The organism is Allochromatium warmingii (assembly GCF_900107145.1).
GTDB classification, from domain to species: domain Bacteria; phylum Pseudomonadota; class Gammaproteobacteria; order Chromatiales; family Chromatiaceae; genus Thermochromatium; species Thermochromatium warmingii.
The window spans coordinates 1-24,698 of sequence record NZ_FNOW01000036.1 but is presented as its reverse complement, the minus strand read 5'-3'; the positions used below and the strand labels follow the sequence as shown (position 1 = coordinate 24,698).

The window sequence follows — 24,698 nt, the reverse complement described above, 5'->3', positions numbered from 1 at the left end:
TATTGAATTAACCCAGAGCAATTAAGGGTGCGCCGAGTGCCACAGCTTCACCCGTTCTGGTGTGAATGGCGGTGACACAACCGGCTTGACGCGCCCGAATTTCGGTTTCCATTTTCATGGCTTCCAGCAAGACGACCACCTCTCCGGCTGCAACTTGTTGACCGACCTGCACCGCAATTTTGAGAATGGTGCCAGCCAGCGGCGCTTCGACCGTGTGCGCGGTCGCCGGCGTTGCGGCAGGTGGCGGAGCAGTCACGGCAGGCGCTTGGGGCACAACGGCTGTCACTGCGCCCTGCGGCGAGACGGTCACGGCATAGCTACGCCCATTGACTTCAACCTGATAGTACTCCGGCAATCCGACAGGCGGCGCAACCGGCGCTGCAACGGATGCAGGCACGTCGTTGATCGTCCACGGACATGGCTCAAATGCCGCTGGCGTGTCGCGGTTTTCGAGGAATTTCAGCCCCACTTGCGGGAACATCGCGTAAATCAACACATCATCGACGAGCGGTTCGGTCAAGCGTAACGACCGCTCGCGGGCGAGGCTGACGAGTTCGTCAGTGAGCCGCGCCAGCTCCGGCGTCAACAGATCGGCTGGGCGACAAGTGATCGGCGCTTCACCGGCTTGCAACACCCGCGCTTGCAGCGCTGCATCGACCGGCGCGGGTGTCGCGCCATAGGTGCCGCGCAGGACACCGGCCGTTTCGCTGGTGATGGTTTGGTACCGCTCGCCTTGCAACACATTGAGCACGGCTTGACTGCCGACAATCTGCGAGGTTGGCGTCACCAGCGGCAAAAATCCCAGCTCTTCGCGCACGCGGGGAATTTCCGCCAGCACGTCATCAAGGCGATCTTCCGCGCCCTGTTCGCGCAACTGATTTTCCATATTGGTCAACATGCCGCCCGGCACCTGCGCGACCAGAATCCGCGAGTCAGTACCCTGAAGTGATCCTTCAAAACGTGCATATTTTTTGCGCACAGCGCGAACATCCGCCGCGATGCTTTCTAAGCAATGCAGATCGAGTCCGGTATCACGCGGCGTATCCTGAAGCATGGCAACCACGGATTCGGTCGGCGAATGACCATAGGTCATGCTCATCGACGAGATCGCGGTATCGACCAGATCGACGCCAGCTTCAGCGGCTTTAAGAATCGCTGCCGTACTCAAGCCAGTAGTAGCGTGACAATGCAGCGCCAGCGGAATCGCACAGGTGGCTTTGAGGCGCGTGACCAGTTCTTCAGCAACCGCCGGACGCAACAGCCCGGCCATATCTTTAATACAGATCGAATGACAGCCCATATCTTCCAGCCGTCGCGCCAAATCAACCCAGTAAGAAATATCGTGTACAGGACTGACCGTGTATGACAGCGTACCCTGCGCATGGGCATCGGTGGCCAGCGCCGCCTGCACCGAGCGTTCGAGATTGCGCAGATCGTTGAGCGCATCAAAAATGCGGAACACGCCGATGCCATTGAGCGCCGCCCGCTCGACAAAGGTCGCGACCACATCATCGGCATAATGGCGATAGCCGAGCAGATTCTGTCCACGCAACAGCATCTGTTGCGGCGTGCGCGGCATCGCGGCCTTGAGCTGGCGCAGGCGCTCCCAGGGATCTTCGCCCAGATAGCGGATACAGGCATCAAAGGTCGCCCCGCCCCAAGATTCCACCGACCAATAGCCGACCTGATCGAGCTTGGCGGCGATGGGGAGCATATCTTCGATGCGAAGACGGGTCGCGAGCAGCGATTGATGCGCGTCGCGTAACACCACTTCGGTCAGGCGCAGCGGCGGATGTAACTGAGTCATAAGCAAATTCCTCAGAGTGCGCCGACTCGCGGTGGACAGGCCGCACGCGCAAATGGCGCAGTAAGCGCGAGGCCGAACACCTCGCAGGGTAGATGATGAACGCGGGTGCGGCGAATCAGTGCCGCGAGCGATAACGGGCGATGGCCGCTGCAATCACGGCGATGAGATCATCAGCGATTGCTGATGTCAGCGGCGCAGATGCTGGCGATTGCGGTGCAGGAATAACGGGGACAAACCGCTGAAGCAACACCGACATCAAGCGGACGATGCCGACTAACAGCAGCAGAAAGCTAAATACAATGCCCATGCCAATCAGCATCAGCATGACACTCTCCAACAACAGGGTGCTGTCAGTCATGGCGGTGAAATCCGGTCAGTTTCGAGACATAAGCCCCATATAGCACAAAGCCCGCTAAAAGCGGGCTTGTGTGCGCCACGGACAAGACGACCGACGCACGCGCCGATCTTCACGGATCAAGGCTTACTTGATCTTGCCTTCCTTGTACATGACATGCTGGCGAACGACGGGATCAAACTTTTTGATCTCCATCTTGCCGGGCTGATTGCGCTTATTTTTGGTCGTGGTGTAGAAGTGACCGGTTCCGGCGCTGGAATTGAGGCGGATCTTTTCGCGTGCGGCCTTAGCCATGGGGGAGTCCTCCGATTAGACCTTCACGCCGTCGGCGCGGAGATCGATGAGCACAGCGTCGATGCCTTTCTTGTCGATGGTGCGCATCGCCTTAGTTGTCAGGCGGAGCTTCACCCAGCGTTTTTCAGCTTCGACCCAAAACCGCTTTTCGTGCAGATTCGGCAGGAAGCGACGTTTGGTTTTGTTATTTGCGTGCGAGACGTTGTTGCCGGTGAGGGGGCGCTTACCGGTAACCTGACAGACCTTGGACATGGCGGGAATCCCTACAAGTCGGCGTTGTTCGGTGCTAAAGACCGCGCACTCTAGCATAGGGGGAAAAGGGGGTGCAACCAGAACAGGTACACTTTCCAGGGCGATCGCGCTATCAGAGTATTGACAATCATCGGTTGAGCAGGTAGCCAAGTACCTTTTGTCTCGACGCCTGAGCCGCCGATGTCACCGAAATTGTTAGATCCCCGTCCGTACTTTGCTGATCTTGCCGATCCACGTCGCGAAACGCGTAACAAGTTGCACTCCCTGCACGACATTCTGATGATTGTGCTGTGTGCCGTCCTCAGCGGCATTGAGGACTGGGTGGGCATGGAAACCTTTGGCAAGGAGAAGGAAGCGTGGTTGCGCACCTTTCTGACGCTTGCCAACGGAATTCCCGCGCACGACACCTTGAGCGATGTGATCGGTCGACTCAACCCGGACACCTTTGCCGAGGCGTTCCAGGCCTGGGCGACGGCGGCTCTCGCTGGGTTGTCCGGTGAGCAGGTGTGTGTGGACGGCAAGACGTTACGTGGCAGTCGCGATGGGGCAACGCCGGGCGTGCACCTCATCAGCGCCTTTGCGAGCCGTGCCCGTTGGGTGTTGGCCCAGCAAACGGTCGGAGAGAAAACCAATGAAATCACAGCGATTCCGGATCTACTCGGGCTACTGGATCTACACGGGGCGACCGTGAGCCTGGATGCCATGGGCTGTCAAAAAGCGATTGCCCGCACCCTCGTGGCGGGCGGAGCTGACTACGTCCTAGCGTTGAAAGATAACCATCCGACACTGCACGCGGAAGTGACGCAATGGCTCGATTATGAAACGGCTCGCGGTGCCTTGCTCATTGAGGAGACGATCGACAAAGCGCATGGGCGCCTTGAGATCCGGCGTGTCGTCCTCAGCGAGCGCATTGCATGGCTTGAGGATCGCGCCGAGTGGGCCGGACTCAAGGCGGTGGGACGGGTAGAGTCCATTCGCCTTATCGGCGATCACTCCAGCACCGAAACACGCGAATTCCTCTGCTCGTTCACGGAGCTGCCGCGCTTCGCCGCCGCAGTGCGCCAGCATTGGAGTATCGAGAATCAACAGCATTGGATCCTCGATGTCCAGTTTGGCGAAGATGCCTGTCGCACCCGCCGCGACCATAGCCCCGAGAATCTGGCCATGCTGCGTCGTATGGCGCTCAACCTCTTGCAGCACAATGGGCCGCCCAAGGACAGTCTGCGCCAGCGAAAAATACGCGCCGCGCTCAACGATAACTACCGGATGGAGCTACTGCTCGGCGAACATAATAGGAAAACTATATAGCGCGATCGCCCTGGTACACTTTCAGCGTTTTTCCGCGTTTTCAGCGGCCAAAAAAGCGACCTGATAACGGCATAACCTTAAATTTGAAATTGCTGCCTACACCAACGCAACCCGACATTTCCTTTATGTTAAAGTTCGATGCCGTTTTTTGGCGGCACATCGATTCGTCCGTCGCCTTATTCCAGACGTTGCGATTGCCGCCACCAGTGATCGGCCTACTCCAACGCTATAACCCGTACACGGGGGAATACGTATGTCAACAGAAGTCGTTCTTTGGCTGGCTATCGGCTCGGGAGGCTTGGCGATTGCCTTCGGCCTCGCGGTTGTCGCCTGGATTATTGCCCAATCAGCCGGTTCGGAGCGGATGCAGGAAATCGCCGCCGCCGTGCAAACCGGTGCTCGGGCTTATCTCAACCGGCAGTACGCGACGATTGGCATGGTTGGTGCCGGATTATTCGTGCTGCTCTGGCTGTTCCTCGGTATCGAGACCGCCGGCGGTTTTGCGGTCGGCGCGATCCTCTCCGGACTCGCCGGTTATATCGGCATGAATGTCTCGGTGCGGGCCAATGTGCGCACCGCGCAGGCGGCAACTCAGAGCTTAGAAGCGGCGCTGGCGATTGCCTTTCGCGGCGGTGCCGTCACCGGAATGCTGGTGGTCGGTCTCGGTTTGATCGGCGTGGCCGGATATTTCATGTATCTGGGCGCAGATGAAACCGCATTGCACGCGCTGGTCGGTTTAGCCTTCGGCGGCTCGCTGATTTCAATTTTTGCGCGACTCGGCGGCGGTATCTTCACCAAAGGTGCGGATGTCGGCGCGGATCTAGTCGGCAAGGTTGAAGCTGGGATTCCCGAAGATGACCCACGCAACCCGGCGGTGATCGCCGATAACGTCGGCGATAATGTCGGCGACTGCGCCGGCATGGCCGCTGACCTGTTTGAGACCTACGCTGTGACCATCATTGCCACGATGGTGCTGGGCGGACTGCTGTTCAAAGGCGCAGACGGCAGCATCGACATGGATTATGTCCTCTATCCGCTGGCGCTGGGCGCGGTTTCGATCATCGCCTCGATTGTCGGCGCGTTCTTCGTCAAAACCCGCGATGGCGGCAAGATTATGAATGCGCTCTATCGCGGCACCGCCGTCGCGGGCGGACTGGCGTTTATCTTCTTCGCCATTGTCACCGGCCTGATGATGGGCGAACACTTCTTCTCATTGCTATTCTGTGCGCTGATCGGTCTCGGCTTGACGGCGGCACTGATGTTCATCACCGAGTATTACACCGCGACCGAATACCGCCCGGTGCAATATGTCGCTGAAGCCTCGCAGACCGGACACGCCACCAACGTGATCGCCGGTCTCGCCGTGTCGATGAAATCCACCGCCCTGCCGGTGCTGGCCGTCTGTATTGCGATCTGGGCGGCGTATATAACCGCTGATCTCTACGGCATCGCCATTGCCGCAACCGCGATGCTCTCGATGGCGGGCATGATCGTCGCGCTCGACGCCTACGGCCCGATTACCGACAACGCTGGCGGCATCGCCGAAATGTCCGGTCTGCCCGAAGATGTGCGCAAAACCACCGACGCGCTCGATGCCGTTGGCAACACCACCAAAGCCGTCACCAAAGGCTATGCGATTGGCTCGGCGGGTTTGGCCGCGCTGGTGCTATTCGCCGATTACACCCATAACCTCGAAGTTGCCGGCAAATTGCAGCAATTTAGCCTCTCCGATCCGGCGGTCATCATCGGCTTATTTATCGGCGGTCTCGTGCCCTATCTGTTTGGCGCGATGGCGATGGAAGCCGTCGGGCGGGCGGCGGGATCGGTGGTGATGGAAGTGCGCCGTCAGTTCCGCGAGATTGCCGGCATCATGGACGGCACTGCCAAGCCCGATTATTCGCGTGCGGTCGATCTGTTGACCAAAGCGGCGATCAAAGAAATGGTCGTACCCTCACTGCTACCGATTTTGGTACCGGTCGCGGTCGCATTCGGCATGAATATCCTAATGGGCGACGGCGCGGGGATTCGTGCGCTCGGCGGTCTGTTGATCGGCACCATCGTCACCGGCTTGTTTGTGGCGATTTCGATGTGTACCGGCGGCGGTGCTTGGGATAACGCCAAAAAATATGTCGAAGAAGGTCACTACGGCGGTAAGGGATCGGAGACGCACAAAGCGGCCGTGACTGGCGACACCATTGGCGATCCCTACAAAGACACCGCTGGCCCGGCGATCAATCCGCTGATTAAGATCATCAACATTGTGGCACTGCTGCTAGTGCCGCTGCTGTGATCGACCGTTAATCCGTCATTGGTCACACACAAGGCGCAACCGGATGTTGCGCCTTTTTTATGATGACGGACTGTGATTCGCCGATAGCTGGAAGCTGAAAGCAACCGAATCGACGTTGACCGACCAACAGTTCTACAATTCCAAGTTAGCCAACTGGCAGCAGATCACGCTCCGCGCGAATCAGTCACGCCGTCCTACACTTCATCATTATTACGCCGCACGAGGGGAATACACGTGGCCAACACAGCTTGGTTTCTCGAAGGCTATCTCGGCGATACCAAACTCATGCGCCGGATTCGGCTCACGGATTTTCCGTTTCGGATTGGCCGTCAGGAAGGACTGCCGCTGCGACTCGATACTTCGGGTGTGTCACGCAATCATGCCGAATTTCGTATTGCCAGCGATGAGGGTTTGACGCTGTGTGATTTGGGTTCAACCAATGGTACCTATGTCAATCGCCAGCGCCTCACAGGTGAAATTGTGGTGCATAACGGCGATATTTTGCATTTCGCCGATCAAGAATTTCGTTTAGTTGCCGTCGCGCAAGAACCAGAAATCGATTCCAATCAAACGCAAATTGGCATTAACACCTTGCCGGAAAAATTGCCGCAAGGCGCACGACAATTCCAACAGATGCTACTTGCCAATGCTGTCGGCACGGCATTTCAGCCTATTTTTGACAAACAAGAGCGTATTGTTGCGTATGAATTGCTCGGACGCGGAGCCTTTCCAGGTTTGCCGACTACCCCTTATTCACTGTTCCAGATTGCTGAAAGCCTAGATCTGGAAGTATCATTCAGTGATTTATTACGGCGGCGAGCGGTGGAATTAGCGGCTCGCCTTGATCCCAATGGCTATTATTTTTTCAATATCCATCCGCGTGAAGCCGAACAGCCAGATCAATTACTTGCTCGCATGACAGACATGCGACGTGATTTTCCTGATCTGCGTTTAGTTTTAGAAATCCATGAAGCCGCTGTCACCAGCGGCCCGGTGATTCGCCGCATCCGCGATCATTTGCGGTCATTAAATATTCAACTTGCCTATGATGATTTTGGCGCAGGTCAAGCGCGGCTGATCGAATTAACCGAAGTGCCGCCGGATTATGTCAAATTCGACATGGCATTAGTGCGCGATATTGATACCGCCCCGGAAGCCAAGCGCCGAATGCTCATACTGTTTCAAGAATTGCTGCATGATATGGGCATCACATCATTAGCCGAGGGCGTGGAAACAGCAGCGGAGGCTGAAGTCTTGCGTGGGATTGGCGTAGATCTGTATCAAGGGTTTTTGTTTGGCAAGCCAAATACTAACTTAGACATCAAGCTCTAAGCACGGCCATGCCGATGTGCTTTAAACATCGCGCCGCTGCCACACCTGCATATAATTCACAACAAGCCAGCGTGTATAGCTAAATACGCGATTAAATGGATTAACGCGCACGCCGGTTATATGACGCAGTTGATACGCATCACCTAAGCCTGCTGCGACCTCAGTCGGTCGCACCAGCTTATGATAATGATGAGTACCGCGTGGCAACCAACGTAAAATCAATTCCGCGCCCCAAATCGCCATTACCCACGCGGCTGGGGTGCGGTTAATACTAGACACAATCATTAAACCACTTGGACGCACTAATTGAGCACAGTGCGCAAGAAAATCTGGCAAATGCTCAACATGCTCAACCACTTCCATATTGAGCACAACATCAAATTGCACGCCTTCCTCAGCTAATTGCTCGACGCTCGCCAAACGATAATTAATATCCAGCTCGCTTTGTTGCGCATGCATCCGCGCCACCCGCAGATTTTTGTCGGTAATATCAATGCCAGTCACCTGCGCCCCGAGTCGCGTCACCGCTTCGCTCAAAATGCCGCCTCCACAGCCAATATCGAGCACGCGCAGGCCAGCAAATGGCAACGTGATATCGGGATCGCGCTCCAGTGCCCTACACAACTGATCGCGGATGTAATCAACACGAAACGCATTAAGCCGATGCAGCGGCCAAAACGGCCCCTCGGTGTCCCACCAGCGATGCGCTAGGCGCTCAAAATAGGCCACTTCTGCTGGATCAATGCTCGGCGCGGAGAGGTGATCGGTAGTCATACTTGGGTTCCTCGGTCACAGATTGATTGTTAGCCGCATGGTTTTTGCATGAGATTGTGGCGCATCGCGTAGCGCACAAGCCGCAACACGATGATTGACAGCAGCCACAGACAGCTATACATTTAATGAGAACTGTTCTTGTTTCTGGGTTCTGCTGGACGAAGAACAGCTCTATTTTGTGTTAAAAATCAACGATCTGCTAGAGGAATCCAATCATGCCCGTCACACAGGCTCCAGAAAGTCGCGACCAGTCTGCTGGATTAGTGCGTCAGGCGACTCATCAACCGCGCCGCATTGATAGTCAGACGCTGATGGGTGGCAGTCATTTGCTGATGATTGAGCACGGCGGACACAGTTATTATTTGCGTATGACGCGCAATAATAAATTGATCCTCACCAAGTAAGTGCGTCTGGTATATAACCGCTGGTCATGCGTGTATCAGCTGATTCAGTCACTATGCCAGCGGTTCATTGATTGCGCAGCGTACTAATATTGATCTTCACCATGATAGCCGCTGGTATAGTTTTCAAATTTAGTGTATTGACCGAGGAAGGTGAGTTTTATCGTTCCGATCGGGCCGTTACGCTGTTTGCCGATAATAATTTCGGCAATGCCTTTATCACTACTTTCTTTATTATATACCTCATCGCGGTAAATAAATACAATGAGGTCTGCGTCCTGTTCAATCGCACCTGATTCACGAAGATCCGACATCACCGGCCGTTTATTTGGGCGTTGTTCTAAACTACGATTAAGCTGTGACAATGCAATAACTGGAACATGCAATTCTTTCGCTAAACTTTTCAATGCGCGTGAAATAGCAGAAATTTCCGTTGCACGATTTTCACCAACGCCCGGTGCTTGCATCAGTTGAAGATAATCAAGCACGATTAACCCTAAATCGCCTTGTTCGCGTTTGAGCCGACGCGCCCGTGCTCGCACTTCTGTTGGTGATAGCGCCGGTGTGTCATCAATAAAAATTTCAGTGTTAGATAATAAATTCAGTGCGGAAGTCAGGCGCGGCCATTCGCTGTCATCGAGTTTTCCGGTTCGCACGCGATGCTGATCGATGCGCCCGAGTGAGGACATCATGCGCATCGCTAATGAATCGCCTGGCATTTCCATGCTGAATACAGCAACCGGACGTTTTGATTGTAATGCGACATTTTCAGCAATATTCATCGCAAAGGTTGTGTTATGCACACAAATATCATTAGCGACAAAATTATGTGTTTCGGGAATAGTCAGATCATAAACATGCCGCTCGCCGATAGCTTCGATAGCGACAATTTGATCCCAATATATCTCGCTTTTAGCTAAATTCTTTAAATCACGATCTGCTAACGCTTCTGCTAATGCCGCTAATCGCGTTCGTGACAAAGCGCGTCGTCCAACATGAATATTGCTTGTTCCCTTAAATCCAGCACGCTGAGCGAGATGTGACCAAGATTCATTGCCCTTGAGTTGGGCAATACGCTCCCAGAGAACATGCGGAATTAAGTCGCAATTTGTCTGTCGTTTACGTCCTTGAATTGCGGCTAAAACTCGATTTATCGCAGATTCTTTTCCAAAAATACCAATTTCACTTGCAAATAACTCCATCGATGCGCTATCTGTAATATCTAGCTGCCAGACAAAATGATCTTTTTCTTTATATTTAACGCATCGGTAACGACGCTTAACAATAATTCCAAAGCGTAACAGCAAATGCTGTATTTGCCGACTTAAAGCGTCACTGACTGTAGCATAACCAATTTGCGGTTGACCGCTGGTTAAAACAGTTGCCCAACCATCAGTTGCAAAAAGTCGATTAAGAAAAAGCGCTAATTGCGATTTAGGCAGACGAAATACTGGTTCAGGTATAAACTTGGTATGCGCAGTATGTCCCCACAGATCAAGCGTTTTTAACCAGCGAGTGAGTGCATTTCGCGCATGTTTTGCCGCATTGTCTCGTCCGTCTGGTATGGAAGATTGCAGCATATGACCAAAGATTGATTCAAGTGCTGCAAACATATCGGCATTTGGCATAGTTCGTCCGTAGAACCAATTACAAACGCTCGCCGGACTTGCTCCAATCGCTAATGCTAGAGCGCGTTGTGATAATCCGAAATGATCACATGCAGAGCGCAATGTTGCAGCGAATTTGAAACGTTGCTTGGCAATATGCGATGGGTCGGATGCTACAACAACACTTGCAGTACGATTTGGAACATTTTTAACTGTTGCACGCAATCCACCAAAGGCTGTAACCGCTGCACTAAAATCTGCTTGAATCCGTGGATTGCCATTAGTCAATAATGGTCGTGTTCCGGTTAAACTGCCATCACCAATCAAATAACCAAGTAATTTGACTTCACAGTCGCGCATCGCATCACGACCAAAAATCGGCAAACAACGTGGGACGGCAATCGCTTCGCCAACCTGTAATTCAGATAGCGGACGCCAACCCGTTGGCGTTAAATACGGATGCGGAGCGGTGGTGTCGATTTGACGACCTAAACGTGTTGTGACACGAAAAACGGGTTTATAACCATCATCGACAAATGCGCTTGGCTGTATCCAAGTGAATTGCCAATCATCACCGAGCGTCAATACCTGCCCCTGACGCGTATGGACGAGAGTTTCAATCGTGGTGACACGGCCATCGTCTAGCAAAATTTCTGTATCAGCCGCAACGCATTTGCCCATTGACGGCCGCCCAGCGACGATAATTAAATCCGACGGTTGTAAACCCGAGGTCAGGGTATCGAAATCAATAAAGCCGGTTGCTAAACCAGTAATTGGCTCTTCACGCTCATACAGCGTTTCAATGCGTTCGACCGCTTGATTTAATAGAGTTTTAATCGGTTGGAAACCACCGCCGCCACGCGCTTCCTGTTCCGTGATCGCAAATACGCGCTGTTCGGCTTCATTGAGCAAATCCGATGCGGTGCGACCATCTGGATGATAGGCGCTATCGGCAATGGCGGTGCCAACGGCAATCATCTGCCGCCGCACTGAGGTTTGACGCACAATCTGCGCGTAGGCTTGAATATTCGCCGCGCTCGGCGTTTGACTGGTGAGCGTGCCTAAATACGATAAGCCACCGACCGCATCAAGTGTATTGGTGCGTTCGAGCGTTTCCGCTAATGTGACGACATCAAATGGCTGATCTTCGCTCGCCAGTTTGGTAATGGCTTTGAAAATTAAACGATGTTCACGCCGATAGAGATCCTCAGCCGTGACAAGATCGGCAATGCGATCCCAGGCGCTATTATTAAGCAATAAACCGCCTAGCAAAGATTGCTCGGCGTTGAGGTTATAGGGCGGGACACGTAGTTCGTCGAAGCCGACGGCCATGCCGGACGGCCCAGCGGTTTCTGACTCGAACATGGCACCAGACCAAGCGGCATTTGTATCAAAACAAAACGCGCCCGAAGGCGCGTCTACCAGACGGCGTGCGGCACCAGCGGCCCGCAACGCCCAACATGAGCCGTGAACGCGGCTTTAGTTGCCGGGCACGATGTCGATTTTGACCTGTGCGTCGATGTCAGCATGCAGATGCAATGCGACTGTGTACTCACCCGTGAGGCGGAACGGCCCTTCGGACAGGCGCACTTCGGACTTGCTCAGTTCTAAACCGGCTTCGCGGGCGGCCTCGGCGATGTCAGCGGCACCAACGGAACCGAACAGCCGACCTTCATCACCGGCTTTGCGGGCAATCGTCAGGCTCAGGCCTGCAAATTGAGCCTTGCGGGCTTCCGCAGCGGCCAGTGCTTCAGCAGCCGCACGCTCTAATTCAGCGCGGCGTGCTTCAAAAGCTTCCAGATTCTCAGCCGTCGCCGATACGGCGAAGCCGCTCGGAATTAGATAGTTCCGACCATAGCCGGAACGCACCTTGATCTTATCCCCGAGCACGCCCAGCTTGGTGACGTTTTTTAGCAGGATGACTTCCACAAGCGTATTCCTCTCGACAAATTTTGATCGCCGCCACCGGAGCGTTACGATTTTCCGGTGCCCGAAACCTGTTGCGCAACCCGAGCGCGGATGTTCGCCCACAGGTCAATCAGCCCGAGACTGATGAGCAACAGCCCCATTTGCGGCATAAATAAAACCAGCAACACATAGAGTGCGATCAGCCAGCCCAGATGCGCCCGGCGCAGTTCGTGCAAGCGATGGACGACGGCCAATCCGTGTAGTAGCAGCAACAGCCCCAGCACCGGTACCAGATCCAGTCCCAGTCCGGGTGCGCTCAAACCCCACGCCAAGCAGAGCACAAAGAGCACGCCGACCGGCGTTCCGACTGACAGCGCCTTGAACTCAGCTCCAAAACCACCGGGGTTATATAACTGTGCTTGCCACGCCCGCGCTAATAACAGGCTTACAAGATATTGCAGCACCAGCGCGGCGGCGACGGCTCCGGTCATCCACTGCGCCAACCGCGTAAACAGCGCCTGACTGGTCTCGGCATCGACTAGCCCATCAGCAAGCAACGCTTGACGCAGCGGCTCAATGAGTTCACGCCAATACAGCGCCGGATCGCCGACCAGCAGATGCACACTCAGCACGATGACCACGCCACCGAGCGCCGCCAGTTGTGCCGTCAGATTCAACGAGCGAGTGGTGCGCAGAATGGCCGATAGCCCCCAGATCGGCAGCCACAGTGCCAGCAGCATCCCGAGACCGATCCACGCGCTGCCTAAACCGAGCCACGCAATCAGCCCACTGGCCAGCGTCGCCGTTCCCAACAGCACCGCACCGGCACGCATTCCTTGCCGCAGCGTGACCAGCCCGACCGCTGCCGAGCTGATAATTCCGATCAAGGGCATCAGCCAAGACAGCAGCCCCGCGACCGTCGTGACAAGGGTCGCTGGGGAATAGCCACGCATGATGAAGTTCGCAAGCGGCTTCACGCCGATGGGACTCCTGTGTGAGTTCGGGCGGCAGGCGGGCGAAGCGGCGCTCAGTGGCCGTCGGTGTAGGGCAGCAGCGCCAAATAGCGGGCGCGTTTGATGGCCTGCGCAAGCTGGCGTTGATACTTCGCCGAGGTGCCGGTGATGCGGCTCGGGACGATCTTACCGGACTCGCTGACGTAGGCTTTGAGCAGGTTGAGATCCTTGTAATCGATCTCAGCGATGCCTTCAGCGGTAAACCGGCAGTAGCGTTTGCGGCGGAAAAAGCGTGACATGATGTTCTCCTAAAACTCAGCGCGGTGCGCGGCTCAATCGTCGCTGTTGTCGGTGTCGTCGGCGCTATCAGCGTCGTGCTCGGCGCTGTCATGACGCTCGCGCTCGTCGCTGCCTTTGGCCAGCGGTGAGGGTTCGGTGACGGCGGTATCGCGCTGAATAATCAGGTTGCGCAGCACAACATCATTAAACCGGAAGGCGTTAGCCAGTTCGTCGATGGACTCTTGATCGCACTCAATGTTCATCAGCACATAGTGCGCTTTGTGAACTTTGTTGATCGGATAGGCGAGCGGACGTCGGCCCCAATCTTCGCAGCGATGCACAACGCCATTGCGCTTTTCTAATCCACTGCGGTAGCGTTCAATCATTCCGGGCACTTGCTCGCTCTGGCTCGGATGCACCAGAAAAACCACTTCGTAATGTCGCATAGCGGCTCCTTACGGATTTCGACAGCCTCCCGCTGGACGCGGTGAGGCAAGGAGACCCCAAATTTTGGGGAATCGCGCATCATACTGGAAAGGCGGGCGATGTCAAAATAGCGATTAGGCGGTTACACGGGCCTCACGCCTCTGGCTTGCCGTGAACGCTAGGCTCGATCAAACTGGTTTGCAGCGGTGAGCTTCCAGCGATCAGCTTTCAGCCGCCAGCCATTCGCCACTTTCCGTTTGCATCTCAATTACACTAGCGGAGGACATAACACAATGAGTACTGAGCAAGATTTTGAGTCACTGCGTCGGTCGAGTCTGAGCGCCAATCTCAGCGATACCGAGGTGCAGGCGTTGAATGCAATTGCCTATTGTCGGCGGCTGAGCGATCAGGAAATCTTGATTCAAGAAGGCAATAGCGACAACAGTTTGCATGTCATCACCGAGGGGGCGCTGGCGGTGACCCGCGATCTGGGGAAGGGCGAGTACACGACGATTCATGTGCTACGCACCGGCGATCTGGCCGGTGAGATGGGGTTTATCAGCGGTCAGCCGCATACGGCAACGATCCGGTCGTTGGGACGCACGCAGGTGTGTAGTTTTGAGCGCGAGGCGTTTGAGTCGCTGTTAGCAACCCATCCCTGGCTTGTGTATCGGGTGATGCAGAATATCGTCAAGGTCAGTCAGGATATTTTGCGGCGGATGAATGCCCAGCATGTTGAGCTGACCAAATATGTGAGCAGCTCGCACGCGCTCTATTAAATAAACCTATCCGTCTACACCATTGAACATTCGCGCTGGATGGCGTGTCGAAGCGTTTTAACTGCGTTTAGCTGTCGGCGGCGTGCGGATCGTCATCCCGCCCCAGCGCGAAGGCGACTATAATCGCCCGCAGTTCGGCCCGCTTGGTTCGGTGTCCGGATCGTTCCCCGAATTTGAATCATTCGCTCAATCCCTCAATAGGAGCACTACCCGCATGAGTCTGCTGCAGAATCTGCCCAAGAACGTCGGCGCGATGGATCGCAATATTCGTTTAGCCGCCGCTGGCGTGCTGATCCTCGCTGGTCTGATGACCGGCAATGTCGTGCTCGACATCATCGGCCTGATTGTGCTGGCCACCGGTTTTATCAGCTTCTGCCCGGCTTACACGCTGTTTAAGATCGATACGACTAAAAAGGACTAAACCAGTCAGCAGCCGTCGCCGCTTGGCTGACGGCTCTGTGCTGTGCGCTAGGGATGGCGCATCCCCGCTCGCTGATCACGCCGCTACCACTCATCTCCCATCTTTAAGATCCGCGTTCTTGCTCGCCCGCGTGACCGCTTAATAATGCTTCATAGCGTGCTTTGAATGCCGCTTGGCGCAAACGCGCTGCATCCGCTTCCGTCGGAGCAAGCGGGGCATCGAGCCAAGTATGGGTCTCGGCATCGAACACAGAAAAGCGATACCCGCGCCCAACTTTGAACACCTGTGTCACATCACGTCCGGCTTGCGCCAGCGCATCGAGTTTACTCAGCGGCTTGCTGGTCGCGGGCGGCGCGGGGGACGGTGCGCTGATAGGCGCTGCCGCTGGTGGACGACCGATCTCAAACCGTGTGTGGTGCGGCTCGCCTTGAATATCCGGCTCGACCGTTTCCAGTCCGGGCAGGCGCTGCAATAGATAGGCCGCCATGAGCGTGCCGAGCTTGCGGTTTTCGGTTTCAATCGCTGTCAACAGTCGGTCGGCGACGATCTGACAGCGTTGTAGCCTGTTCGGTGACGCGATCCAATCGCGGCCCATTTGCCAGCCGCCGTCGAGATCCTGATCGATCTGATCGAAATAACTACGCGCCTCAGTCAGCAGCGTGTCGGGGACGGTGATCGAGTGGCGTTGGTCGTCGATGATGAGCGTGAGTATCACAGTCGGTGTCTCCGGTGTCGTGTTCATTACGTCCCTGGATAGGGTCAATTGTCGCACCATGCTAGACTTGCCGACGCTCGACCCGATCCACTTTTCTCAATCCCCGACTAACCGGCACGGATATGACCAGGCAGAAGACCTACCTCGTGATCTCGGCGCTGGGTGAAGACCACCCAGGCATCGTCAACCAGCTCTCTAAGGTCATCCTAGAGCAGGGCTGCAACATTGAAGACAGCCGCATGACGGTGCTTGGCGGCGAGTTTGCGGCCATGCTACTGGTCGAAGGCAAGTGGAACACCCTCGCTAAGATCGAAAATGCACTGCCGGAACTGGAGCGTCAGCTTGGTCTGACGATTCTCTGCAAGCGCACCGGCGAGCGGGCGACCGGACGCAATCTGCTGCCCTATGCCATTGATGTGGTCTCGCTCGATCATCCGGGCATTGTTAACACCCTTGCTGGCTTTTTTGCCGAACGCGACATCAATATCGAAGATCTGGCTACTAGCACCTATGCCGCCGCGCATACCGGTGCGCCCATGTTTGCCGTACACATGACTGTCGGTATTCCGTCAGATATGCACATCGCCGGACTGCGTGAAGAATTTATGGACTATTGCGACGCGCTCAATCTTGATGCCGTGCTCGAACCGCTCAAAGGCTAACGGCCACCTACGCCGATCCCGCCCGATCCGCGCCGCCTAAGGCACCACCGCCACCGGATCGCCGATTTTCAGCCGCTCGAACAAAAACCGCGCATCCTGTTCCCCCACCCGGACACAACCATGTGAGTCCGGGTAGCCGGGGAGCCAGCCTTCGTGCAAGAAATAATGGCCGTTAAATTGGATCGCATACGGCATCCACGCCTGCATTCCCAGTTGATTCGTGTAACGCGACGACACCTTATCCCGATCCTTACTCAGGACGCGAAAGTGTCCGGTTGGCGTTGTGTGATCCGGTTTGCCGGATGAGATCGCGCCGGTGCGCACCACCTCCGCCGCTTCCTGATACACAAAAGTTTGCGCCCCCAGCGCAATCGTCAGCGAACGCGGCGCAGTCGGCTCGATTATCGGCGTGGGTTGCGGTTCAGGCGCGGGCACAGATTCCGCGACCGGCGCAGATTCAGGCGCGGGAACAGCGGCAGATGGCAACGGCAACGCCAAAAATCCCGCGCCGCTGGTATCTGATGGCGGCGTCGCCTGCGCGTTTTGCTGCCACCACGCGATGTCCTGCAATTCAGCCGCGACGGTCGCGGTATCGGGCGTCTGCGCACAAGCGCCGAGCAACAGTGCTATCAGACAGCATAGAAGTGCGCTAACTTGTTTACGCATCGTTTTCGGCCCTCTGCGGCACGCCTCACACGCCACGCTATTATCACGCGCTCTATCGTCACTGAATTGTCAAATCCGCTCGTTATACTCACGCCTTTAGCATTTAAGCGTTCAAAAGCGGTTTAAGTGAGATGAAAGCCATGCAACTTTTAATCGAAAAAAAACGCGAAGCCCTGCGCACCGGCTTATTCACTTTAAGCAATCAAGTAGCCGCTAGTTTACAACGCTCTTTAGAAGCCCTGCGCAATCAAGACACCGTATTAGCACAAAAAATTGTGGCAGAAGATGCGTTAATCAATCATGAACGACGTTTTTTAGAACAACAGGCACTGGTTGTGCTTGCCGCGCATCAACCAGCCGGACGCGATTTGCGCGTCATCGGCGCATCACTCGAAATGATTGCCGAATTAGAACGCATCGCCGATCATGCCGCTGATGTCGCACGCATTTTACTCAAAACCCCGGATCTACCATTACCCAACGAACCACTCAAACGCATCGGTTTAATGGGCGACATCGCATTAGCCATGTTCACCCGCGTGATGGCCGTATATGCTGAAAATGGTGGAGCCGATCAAGCCCGTGCTGCCGTCGCCCGCGAAGATGAAGTCGATGCCTTAGAAGCCGCCGCTGTCCGCGATGTGATTGTCTGGCTCTGCGATCAACATGCCGCCTCATCGCTATTCGGAATGCAATTACTCTGGATTGCGCATCATTATGAGCGCGTCGCCGACCGAGCGACCAATATCGCCGAACGTATTATCTATATCGAAACCGGCGAAACCCCAGAACTCAACGGTTAATGTTGCTTATTCCGTCACAAAGCTAGAGCTTTGTGACGATAAAAACGCTTATTCCGGTTCATCCTGAAAAATCCTGTTAATCCTGTCGCAATTATCCAATTATCTTAATCCGATACCGAATGCGTTGTACTAGCCGCTGAAGTTCGGAAACTCTCAATTAACTCAATAATCTGCTCACGTCGAAATGGCTTGGTGACAAAGCCATCTGCACCTGATTCGCGGGCGCGTTCTTCATCAATTTTTTGCGTCGCTGCGGTAAAAATAATCACCGGCATATCGCAAGTGTGACTATTACGCTTCAACGCACGACAGACATCATACCCAGAAATCCCCGGCATCCACGCATCCAATAAGACCAAATGCGGGCGGCAGCCAATTGCTTCTTTAATGGCTAATGCACTGGTCTGCGCACTAAATACGCGATAACGATCTTCCAGCAGATCGCGGGTAAAGGTAATCACATCCGGCTCATCATCAACGACTAAAATCGAGAGCGGCACCTCAGGTGCTGTTTCAATTTGTACCGCTGTTGATTGTTCAAAGTGAATTACTTTGAAAGCTGGTGAAACCTCCGCATCAATGCCCTCCGTGCGCTGCGTTTTCGCAGGCTGCACAGCAACCACAGCACCGGACGCTAATGGAAGCTGCACATGGAAGGTACTACCCTGACCGTATTCACTTTCGACCCAGATTTTACCATCGTGCGCCTGCACAATTCCCTGCACAATCGATAATCCCAGCCCGGTGCCACCCGCTAAAAATTCATTTTTACCAGTACGATGCTTCGTCACATCGCCGAGTGTTGAAAAGCGTTTAAATAATTTACCCAGATCTTCCGCTTTAATCCCGATACCAGTATCTGTCACCTCTAAATGTACCGATTCCGGTTCAGCATAAACGCGCAAGCGAATTTGCCCGCCATCTGGCGTATATTTAATCGCATTGCCGAGCAAATTAATCACAATATGCGATATGCGATCCGGATCACCATCGACTAACGGCAGTGCCTCAGCTAATTCCAAAGTCAAACGATGTCTACGACTGTCTAAATACGGCTGCTGTTCCTCAGCAATTTCACGCACAATCTCACCGAGCGCCACTGGCACCCGTTCTAACACCAGTTTATTTTCTTCGATACGCGAAATATCCAGTAATTCACTGACAATACGCGCTAAACGTGTCGCATTGCGTGAAACCGTATCCAGCATCGTGCGTTGAGCAGCGGAAATCTCACCGCCGCGCCCTTCGCGGATTAAATCAACATAACCTTGAATCGCAATCAGTGGCGTGCGCAATTCATGCGATGCCATTGAAATAAACTTCGATTTCAATTGGTCAAGCTGCTGTAATTCTTGGTTCGCGGTTTCAATCTCGTCAATCTTAGTCTGAAGATCAGTTGCCATTTGATTAAAGGTCAAGGCCAAATCTTCAATTTCATCACCTGAACTGACTTGAATACGATGTCCCAATTCACCGGCACCAACTCGGCGCGATCCTTCAGCAAGGGCTTGAATTGGCTTAGAAATACTGCGTGCAAAAATCAGCGCCACAATAATCAGCGCGACCATAATTCCAAACAGCAACCAGAGAAATGTTTGTACCAATGTATCGGCTTGCGCATTCAATGTTGCATCGGTCTGAGCACGACGCTGTTCGATCTTGTCGCTAATTGCCAGCGCGGGCGCAATGACTTCTTGCACCGGCACTACAATGCCAACACTCCAACCTGTTACCGGAATAGCATGATAGGCAAAAAAATACTCACGCCCATCTTTTGGGTCAGTATAGGTGGTTAAATTCGACTCACCCTGCTGCATGTGCTCAATAATTGCGTGAAATGCTGGATCACGAATTTCGGTGAGTGAATGCTTAAAAGCTTGATTCTCTTTAAACTCACCCTGAAAGCTGCCACGAAATTCGAGAAATTCTCCAGACCGTTCTGGAAAAGCAATCGCCTGACCGCGATCTGACATTAAAAATGCGAAACCGCTTTGTTCGATTTGCAGATTCAAAATCCCTGTCACAATGCGTTCGAGTGTAATATCAATGCCAACCACTGCTTTCAGCGTATCGCCTTGATAAACCGGCGCAATGCTTGACACCATCCAGCCTAATCCAGCCGGATCCCAATAGAGTTCTGTCCATTTTGGTTTGCGTTCTGGATTATGTGCAGCATCGGCGAGATAATAGAAATCAAAGGCTGTAACATCCGGCAAATCAGCAAATTGTTTGGTGCCATCAACCCATTCAAATTCGCCATTTACGAATGGCATTCCGCGTGATAACTGACTGGCGGTATTGATATAGGTTTGCACCGCATAGGGATTAGTCGCTGCAACACTGCGAAACAGAATATCCATATATTCAGTCAAATGAATATCAGCCAGCGTTTTACGGCTAATCTTACCGTTAGCATCAACGGCATTACCAAATACTGCTAACCACGAATTTTCATTCGGCTGACGACTGCCGAAACTATGATGTTCAGGTGCTGGCTCATAAATACTGGGAAACGCATAGCGTTTTAAAGTGTCGCTGTGATTAAATAAATACCGGCCAAAATCAGCCAGCTTGATCGCATCACCCTGCACTTTAACTAGAATGTCGTCAATATCACCAGCATGACGCTCGGTGAGATGTAACAAACGGGTTTTGAGTTCTGCTGCTAATGCGGCGCTGCTATCCGACATGGCTAATTGCGCGACATCGCGATTTGCTTGTGAGGCAATTTCGCGGATGCTCACGGTGCTTTGATAGCCGAACCAACCAAGAATTAGCAGCGGCACAAACGCAGTAAGAATTAAAACCAGCAGCAGCTTAGTTGTAATACTGATTTTCATAAGATGAAAACTCGGCGGTGCGATCTCGACCGTTCCCAATCCTAAATTAGGAACGATGCAACCAGCATTCTTGAGCGCATTCGGTCAGCACATTGGTTAGATGTTGCAGCCGAATCGGTTTGGTTATAAAACCATTCATACCGGCTTCAAAACAGGCATGACGATCTGCTTCCGTTGCATTCGCAGTTAGCGCGATAATTTGCAATCGCTGATGATCGGGTTGGAGCGAGCGAATTTGGCGCGTGGCTTCAATGCCATCTAATTCTGGCATCTGCACATCCATTAAAATGACATCATAATCATTGCGGCAGACGGCTTCGACTGCTTCTAGGCCATTGTTGGCAAAATCCGCTTGCGTACCAATCGATTTCAGCAATTTACGCATTAACAATAAATTACCGGGATTATCTTCAGCAATCAAAATGCGTAAATCAGCAAGCGGAATTGCGGCGCGGGGATCGGCTGTGTCAATTTGATCGACGGGAGCCTGAGCAGCGATTGCGGCACGCAGAATTAACGTGCAATGAAATCGACTGCCCTGCCCAATAATTCCGCTACTTTCAACGGTCATATCACCGCCCTGCAAACGGGCGAGTTGTTGGCAAATTGCTAATCCTAATCCAGTGCCACCATAGCGGCGCGTGGTTGAGGTATCGACTTGACTAAATTTAGCGAAAATATGCGCTTGACGATCCGGCGGAATCCCAATTCCAGTGTCTTCAACTGTCAGCCGCCAACGATACCAGGGTTCATTGGTATGAATGCTGAGTTGCTGTTGTTCAATTTCATCTGGTGTGAGCGCCGTTGCATGTAATTGCACGCTGATGCGTCCGTGTTCGGTGAATTTCACTGCATTGACGAGCAAATTGATAACAATTTGACGAAAGCGATGACTGTCTCCGAGCGCATAACGCGGTGCGGTTGGTGCGAGGTTGACAGCAATCGTTAAGCCTTTTTCACGCGCTTTGAGTTGAATTAAACCCAGTGCTTCATGAATACAGACTGCTGGCTCAAAACGCGCTGTATCGAGTTCTAATTTTCCCGCTTCGATTTTAGAATAATCGAGAATGCCTTCAATTAAACTCAACATCGCCGTGCTACTGGTGGCGATAATCTGAACATATTCCTGCTGAACGGCATCCAGTTGCGTTTTTGCTAATAATTCGCCGATCCCAATAATGGCATTCAATGGCGTGCGAATTTCATGGCTCATATTAGCCAAAAATTCACTTTTTGCACGATTCGCGGCTTCCGCTTCATAACGTGCGCGTGCTAAAGCAGCTTCAGTGCGTGCTAATCGAACTTGTGTTTGTAAACGTGCTGATAATTCAAACGGATCAAAGGGTTTATTGATAAAATCGACGGCACCAGCCGCTAACGCCCGCACTTTGCTATCAACATCAGCACGCGCACTGAGCATCATGACGCGACAGGTGGCTAATTGTGGATTGGCTTTGAGAATTTCTAAAACCTCGAAGCCATCTAATCCGGGCATCATGACATCGAGTAAGACCAGCTCAATTTCGGGGTCAGCTTCCAACGCAACCAGCGCATCCGTGCCGTCAGCGGCTTCGGTGATGGCAAATTGTTCGCCAAATCGCGCACGCACCACAGCGCGGATGCTGTCTTCATCATCCACGATCAGTAGTTTAGGCAGGCGTTCGGTCATGTTGTGTTTGCCCAATCCAGCTAGGCGCACTCGATGCTAAAACTCAGCACCGCCGCGATGTCGGTGACGCCCAGCGCCAGCATCAACAGGCGGTCGAGTCCCAACGCGACTCCGGCGCACTCAGGCAAACCGTGTGCGAGTGCCGCCAGCAGGGCTTCATCAAGCGGCGGTTCAGGCTGACCGCAGGCGCGGCGTTGGGCTAAATCGGCTTCAAAACGTGCGCGTTGTTCCTCGGCGTCAGACAATTCCGCAAAGCCATTGGCGAGTTCGAGACCCTGGTAATACAGCTCGAACCGTTCGGCGACTAACACGGCATCGCTGTACTTGACACGCGCTAACGCGGCTTGACTGGGCGGATAGTCGCACACGAAAGTTAAACAGTCGCGTCCGAGCGTGGGTTCTAAACAGTGCGTTAAGAGCAGATCGAGCCAGCCGTCGCGGTCTAAATCGAGTTCCGCGACGCCGCTGAGTCCAACGCGGCGTGCTGTAGCGCGGAGTGTTTCGAGATCGGCTTGCCAGGGATCGAGGTCAAGCTGGGTTTGAAATAGCGCACGATAGGTGACGCACGCGACCGGCAATGCTGGCTGATCGAGCGCGAGCTTGACCAGCGCCGCCACCTCGTCCATCAAGCGTTCCGTGTTCCAGCCGGGGCGATACCATTCCAATAAACTGAATTCGGGATGATGCCGCCGCCCACGCTCGCCGTCGCGGAACACCTTGCAAATCTGATAGATCGGCCCGCTGCCCGCCGCTAACAGCCGTTTCATGGCAAATTCGGGTGAGGTGTGCAGATAGAGCGGACGCTCGGCAGCGAAGCCGGCAAGCGCCAGCTGCGTCTTCAAACTGTCCAATGCCGGATCGGTGACTGCCGCCCGCGAGAGCAGGGGGGTTTCGACTTCCAACACGCCAGCGGCGCTGAAAAACGCACGAATCGTGGCGTACAGCGTTGCCCGCGCTTGAAGTGCGGCGCGATCTGCCGTCGGTCGCCAAGCCTGGCCGGACGGGGTGTGCATCAGTCTTTGGCGCGGGAGACGTATTCGCCGGTGCGGGTATCGACTTTGATGAGTTCGTCGGTTTGCACGAATAGTGGCACGCGCACCACGGCTCCGGTTTCGAGCGTGGCCGGTTTGCCGCCGCCGCCGGAGGTGTCACCGCGCACGCCGGGGTCGGTTTCAGTGATGCGCAGGACGACGAAATTCGGCGGCTCGACCGACAGCGGCGCACCGTTCCAGAGTGTGACTTTGCAGATATCGTTTTCTTTGATCCATTTGGCCGCTTCGCCGACGTTAGCGGCGCTGGCGGTCATCTGTTCAAAGCTCTCTTGGTGCATGAAGTGCCATTCTTCGCCGTCGTTGTAGAGGTATTGCATGTCCGTATCGTGGACATCGGCGGCTTCGACGGTATCGCCGGATTTGAAGGTTTTTTCGATCACGCGCCCGGTCTTGAGATTGCGGATACGTACACGATTAAACGCTTGCCCTTTGCCGGGCTTGACAAACTCGTTTTCGACGATGCTATAGGGATCGCCGTCCAGCATGATCTTCAGTCCGCCCTTAAATTCGTTGGTGCTATAAAACGCCATGTCATCCTCAAAGTGTCGGTGAAACAAAACCGCACAATGGTACCGCGAAGGGTGGGGGGTTGTAACGATTGGTTATAATTGCGGCAGGGCGATCGCGCTATCAGAGTATTGACAATCATCGGTTGAGCAGGTAGCCAAGTACCTTTTGTCTCGACGCCTGAGCCGCCGATGTCGCCGAAATTGTTAGATCCCCGTCCGTACTTTGCTGATCTTGCCGATCCACGTCGCGAAACGCGTAACAAGTTGCACTCCCTGCACGACATTCTGATGATTGTGCTGTGTGCCGTCCTCAGTGGCATCGAGGACTGGGTGGGCATGGAAACCTTTGGCAAGGAGAAGGAAGCGTGGTTGCGCACCTTTCTGACGCTTGCCAACGGAATTCCCTCGCACGATACCTTGAGCGATGTGATCGGTCGACTCAACCCTGACACCTTTGCCGAGGCGTTCCAGGCCTGGGCGACGGCGGCCTTGGCTGGGTTGTCCGGTGAGCAGGTGTGTGTGGACGGCAAGACGTTGCGTGGCAGTCGCGATGGGGCAACGCCGGGCGTGCACCTCATCAGCGCCTTCGCGAGCCG

At 54.1% G+C, this 24,698-nt stretch carries 25 protein-coding genes; 9 read left to right on the top strand and 16 right to left on the bottom strand.

Annotation, left to right across the window (positions count from 1 at the left end; translation table 11 throughout):
* Positions 1–7: 7 nt before the first annotated feature.
* The 4 genes from oadA to rpmB form a co-directional block, all read right to left on the bottom strand.
* Positions 8–1,807 (bottom strand): sodium-extruding oxaloacetate decarboxylase subunit alpha, encoded by a 1,800-nt coding sequence (oadA, locus tag BLW10_RS10525; protein WP_091334542.1) that lies wholly within the window; start codon positions 1,805–1,807, stop codon positions 8–10.
* A gap of 115 nt (positions 1,808–1,922) precedes the next feature.
* A complete protein-coding gene (locus tag BLW10_RS10520; RefSeq protein WP_091334541.1) occupies positions 1,923–2,165 on the bottom strand; it encodes an OadG family protein in 243 nt (80 codons plus the stop codon).
* Positions 2,166–2,288: 123 nt separating this feature from the next.
* On the bottom strand, positions 2,289–2,456 hold the full coding sequence (gene rpmG / locus BLW10_RS10515; protein WP_005222974.1) for a 50S ribosomal protein L33: 168 nt from the start codon (positions 2,454–2,456) through the stop codon (positions 2,289–2,291).
* A gap of 15 nt (positions 2,457–2,471) precedes the next feature.
* On the bottom strand, positions 2,472–2,708 hold the full coding sequence (rpmB, locus tag BLW10_RS10510; protein WP_091334563.1) for a 50S ribosomal protein L28: 237 nt from the start codon (positions 2,706–2,708) through the stop codon (positions 2,472–2,474).
* A gap of 180 nt (positions 2,709–2,888) precedes the next feature.
* On the opposite strand from rpmB, the gene BLW10_RS10505 reads away from it, so the two are divergent.
* From BLW10_RS10505 to BLW10_RS10495, 3 genes are all read left to right on the top strand, one after another.
* Entirely contained in the window at positions 2,889–4,016 is a 1,128-nt protein-coding gene (locus BLW10_RS10505) for an ISAs1 family transposase (protein WP_091334539.1), read from the top strand.
* A gap of 253 nt (positions 4,017–4,269) precedes the next feature.
* The gene (locus tag BLW10_RS10500) at positions 4,270–6,306 is read left to right on the top strand and encodes a sodium-translocating pyrophosphatase (RefSeq protein WP_091334537.1); all 2,037 of its coding nucleotides are present in this window, start codon (positions 4,270–4,272) and stop codon (positions 6,304–6,306) included.
* A gap of 234 nt (positions 6,307–6,540) precedes the next feature.
* The gene (locus BLW10_RS10495) at positions 6,541–7,638 is read left to right on the top strand and encodes an EAL domain-containing protein (RefSeq protein WP_091334536.1); all 1,098 of its coding nucleotides are present in this window, start codon (positions 6,541–6,543) and stop codon (positions 7,636–7,638) included.
* Positions 7,639–7,659: 21 nt separating this feature from the next.
* On the opposite strand, the gene ubiG is transcribed toward BLW10_RS10495, so the two are convergent.
* Positions 7,660–8,412 (bottom strand): bifunctional 2-polyprenyl-6-hydroxyphenol methylase/3-demethylubiquinol 3-O-methyltransferase UbiG, encoded by a 753-nt coding sequence (ubiG, locus tag BLW10_RS10490; protein ID WP_091334534.1) that lies wholly within the window; start codon positions 8,410–8,412, stop codon positions 7,660–7,662.
* 215 nt (positions 8,413–8,627) lie between these two features.
* Between ubiG and hemP the strand changes: the two genes are divergently transcribed.
* Entirely contained in the window at positions 8,628–8,816 is a 189-nt protein-coding gene (hemP, locus tag BLW10_RS10485) for a hemin uptake protein HemP (RefSeq protein ID WP_091334533.1), read from the top strand.
* An 83-nt stretch (positions 8,817–8,899) separates the two neighbouring features.
* Here the strand turns inward: hemP and dnaB are convergent, their stop codons facing one another.
* The 5 genes from dnaB to rpsF all read right to left on the bottom strand — a co-directional run bounded on the left by dnaB (position 8,900) and on the right by rpsF (position 14,006).
* The gene (gene dnaB / locus BLW10_RS10480) at positions 8,900–11,785 is read right to left on the bottom strand and encodes a replicative DNA helicase (RefSeq protein WP_342707526.1); all 2,886 of its coding nucleotides are present in this window, start codon (positions 11,783–11,785) and stop codon (positions 8,900–8,902) included.
* Between the two features lie 114 nt (positions 11,786–11,899).
* Entirely contained in the window at positions 11,900–12,349 is a 450-nt protein-coding gene (gene rplI, locus BLW10_RS10475; RefSeq protein ID WP_091334531.1) for a 50S ribosomal protein L9, read from the bottom strand.
* A 44-nt stretch (positions 12,350–12,393) separates the two neighbouring features.
* Positions 12,394–13,305: a hypothetical protein gene (locus tag BLW10_RS10470; protein ID WP_091334530.1), complete on the bottom strand. Its 912-nt coding sequence runs from the start codon at positions 13,303–13,305 to the stop codon at positions 12,394–12,396.
* Between the two features lie 50 nt (positions 13,306–13,355).
* On the bottom strand, positions 13,356–13,580 hold the full coding sequence (gene rpsR / locus BLW10_RS10465) for a 30S ribosomal protein S18 (protein WP_091334528.1): 225 nt from the start codon (positions 13,578–13,580) through the stop codon (positions 13,356–13,358).
* A 33-nt stretch (positions 13,581–13,613) separates the two neighbouring features.
* A complete protein-coding gene (gene rpsF / locus BLW10_RS10460; RefSeq protein WP_091334527.1) occupies positions 13,614–14,006 on the bottom strand; it encodes a 30S ribosomal protein S6 in 393 nt (130 codons plus the stop codon).
* Positions 14,007–14,279: 273 nt separating this feature from the next.
* Here rpsF and BLW10_RS10455 point away from each other — a divergent pair, with 273 nt between their 5' ends.
* Both BLW10_RS10455 and BLW10_RS10450 read left to right on the top strand, forming a co-directional pair.
* Positions 14,280–14,765, top strand: a complete 486-nt coding sequence (locus BLW10_RS10455) for a cyclic nucleotide-binding domain-containing protein (RefSeq protein ID WP_091334525.1) — start codon at positions 14,280–14,282, stop codon at positions 14,763–14,765.
* A gap of 214 nt (positions 14,766–14,979) precedes the next feature.
* Positions 14,980–15,186 carry a YgaP family membrane protein gene (locus tag BLW10_RS10450; protein ID WP_091334559.1) on the top strand — a complete coding sequence of 69 codons (207 nt, stop codon included), beginning with the start codon at positions 14,980–14,982 and terminating at the stop codon, positions 15,184–15,186.
* Between the two features lie 103 nt (positions 15,187–15,289).
* Here the strand turns inward: BLW10_RS10450 and BLW10_RS10445 are convergent, their stop codons facing one another.
* Entirely contained in the window at positions 15,290–15,901 is a 612-nt protein-coding gene (locus BLW10_RS10445; RefSeq protein WP_091334557.1) for a hypothetical protein, read from the bottom strand.
* 122 nt (positions 15,902–16,023) lie between these two features.
* Here BLW10_RS10445 and BLW10_RS10440 point away from each other — a divergent pair, with 122 nt between their 5' ends.
* Positions 16,024–16,563 (top strand): glycine cleavage system transcriptional repressor, encoded by a 540-nt coding sequence (locus BLW10_RS10440; RefSeq protein WP_091334523.1) that lies wholly within the window; start codon positions 16,024–16,026, stop codon positions 16,561–16,563.
* 36 nt (positions 16,564–16,599) lie between these two features.
* On the opposite strand, the gene BLW10_RS10435 is transcribed toward BLW10_RS10440, so the two are convergent.
* A complete protein-coding gene (locus BLW10_RS10435; RefSeq protein WP_091334522.1) occupies positions 16,600–17,229 on the bottom strand; it encodes a L,D-transpeptidase in 630 nt (209 codons plus the stop codon).
* Between the two features lie 140 nt (positions 17,230–17,369).
* Here BLW10_RS10435 and phoU point away from each other — a divergent pair, with 140 nt between their 5' ends.
* Positions 17,370–18,032 (top strand): phosphate signaling complex protein PhoU, encoded by a 663-nt coding sequence (phoU, locus tag BLW10_RS10430; RefSeq protein WP_091334555.1) that lies wholly within the window; start codon positions 17,370–17,372, stop codon positions 18,030–18,032.
* 104 nt (positions 18,033–18,136) lie between these two features.
* On the opposite strand, the gene BLW10_RS10425 is transcribed toward phoU, so the two are convergent.
* From BLW10_RS10425 to efp, 4 genes are read right to left on the bottom strand one after another with little or no spacing between them, the layout of a single operon-like run.
* Entirely contained in the window at positions 18,137–20,872 is a 2,736-nt protein-coding gene (locus BLW10_RS10425) for an ATP-binding protein (RefSeq protein WP_091334520.1), read from the bottom strand.
* A 46-nt stretch (positions 20,873–20,918) separates the two neighbouring features.
* Positions 20,919–22,541, bottom strand: coding sequence for a response regulator (locus BLW10_RS10420; protein WP_091334553.1), 1,623 nt, complete (start codon positions 22,539–22,541; stop codon positions 20,919–20,921).
* A gap of 20 nt (positions 22,542–22,561) precedes the next feature.
* Entirely contained in the window at positions 22,562–23,554 is a 993-nt protein-coding gene (gene epmA, locus BLW10_RS10415) for an EF-P lysine aminoacylase EpmA (RefSeq protein WP_091334519.1), read from the bottom strand.
* Positions 23,554–24,123, bottom strand: a complete 570-nt coding sequence (gene efp / locus BLW10_RS10410; protein WP_091334517.1) for an elongation factor P — start codon at positions 24,121–24,123, stop codon at positions 23,554–23,556. The genes epmA and efp overlap by 1 nt, the downstream gene beginning before the upstream one ends.
* Before the next feature lie 168 nt (positions 24,124–24,291).
* Here efp and BLW10_RS10405 point away from each other — a divergent pair.
* On the top strand, positions 24,292–24,698 hold a 407-nt coding region (locus BLW10_RS10405; RefSeq protein ID WP_143117051.1), incomplete at its 3' end, for an ISAs1 family transposase.

Bases quoted from the DNA above. Each gene is read 5' to 3' on its own strand.
- rpmG (WP_005222974.1), bottom strand. From the start codon at position 2,456: ATGGCTAAGGCCGCACGCGAAAAGATCCGCCTCAATTCCAGCGCCGGA.
- hemP (WP_091334533.1), top strand. From the start codon at position 8,628: ATGCCCGTCACACAGGCTCCAGAAAGTCGCGACCAGTCTGCTGGATTA.
- rpsF (WP_091334527.1), bottom strand. From the start codon at position 14,006: ATGCGACATTACGAAGTGGTTTTTCTGGTGCATCCGAGCCAGAGCGAG.
- ubiG (WP_091334534.1), bottom strand. From the start codon at position 8,412: ATGACTACCGATCACCTCTCCGCGCCGAGCATTGATCCAGCAGAAGTG.
- epmA (WP_091334519.1), bottom strand. From the start codon at position 23,554: ATGCACACCCCGTCCGGCCAGGCTTGGCGACCGACGGCAGATCGCGCC.
- BLW10_RS10450 (WP_091334559.1), top strand. From the start codon at position 14,980: ATGAGTCTGCTGCAGAATCTGCCCAAGAACGTCGGCGCGATGGATCGC.
- BLW10_RS10435 (WP_091334522.1), bottom strand. From the start codon at position 17,229: ATGCGTAAACAAGTTAGCGCACTTCTATGCTGTCTGATAGCACTGTTG.
- BLW10_RS10420 (WP_091334553.1), bottom strand. From the start codon at position 22,541: ATGACCGAACGCCTGCCTAAACTACTGATCGTGGATGATGAAGACAGC.
- BLW10_RS10440 (WP_091334523.1), top strand. From the start codon at position 16,024: ATGACCAGGCAGAAGACCTACCTCGTGATCTCGGCGCTGGGTGAAGAC.
- oadA (WP_091334542.1), bottom strand. From the start codon at position 1,807: ATGACTCAGTTACATCCGCCGCTGCGCCTGACCGAAGTGGTGTTACGC.
- rpmB (WP_091334563.1), bottom strand. From the start codon at position 2,708: ATGTCCAAGGTCTGTCAGGTTACCGGTAAGCGCCCCCTCACCGGCAAC.
- dnaB (WP_342707526.1), bottom strand. From the start codon at position 11,785: ATGTTCGAGTCAGAAACCGCTGGGCCGTCCGGCATGGCCGTCGGCTTC.
- BLW10_RS10455 (WP_091334525.1), top strand. From the start codon at position 14,280: ATGAGTACTGAGCAAGATTTTGAGTCACTGCGTCGGTCGAGTCTGAGC.
- rpsR (WP_091334528.1), bottom strand. From the start codon at position 13,580: ATGTCACGCTTTTTCCGCCGCAAACGCTACTGCCGGTTTACCGCTGAA.
- BLW10_RS10425 (WP_091334520.1), bottom strand. From the start codon at position 20,872: ATGAAAATCAGTATTACAACTAAGCTGCTGCTGGTTTTAATTCTTACT.
- BLW10_RS10520 (WP_091334541.1), bottom strand. From the start codon at position 2,165: ATGACTGACAGCACCCTGTTGTTGGAGAGTGTCATGCTGATGCTGATT.
- efp (WP_091334517.1), bottom strand. From the start codon at position 24,123: ATGGCGTTTTATAGCACCAACGAATTTAAGGGCGGACTGAAGATCATG.
- BLW10_RS10500 (WP_091334537.1), top strand. From the start codon at position 4,270: ATGTCAACAGAAGTCGTTCTTTGGCTGGCTATCGGCTCGGGAGGCTTG.
- BLW10_RS10505 (WP_091334539.1), top strand. From the start codon at position 2,889: ATGTCACCGAAATTGTTAGATCCCCGTCCGTACTTTGCTGATCTTGCC.
- phoU (WP_091334555.1), top strand. From the start codon at position 17,370: ATGCAACTTTTAATCGAAAAAAAACGCGAAGCCCTGCGCACCGGCTTA.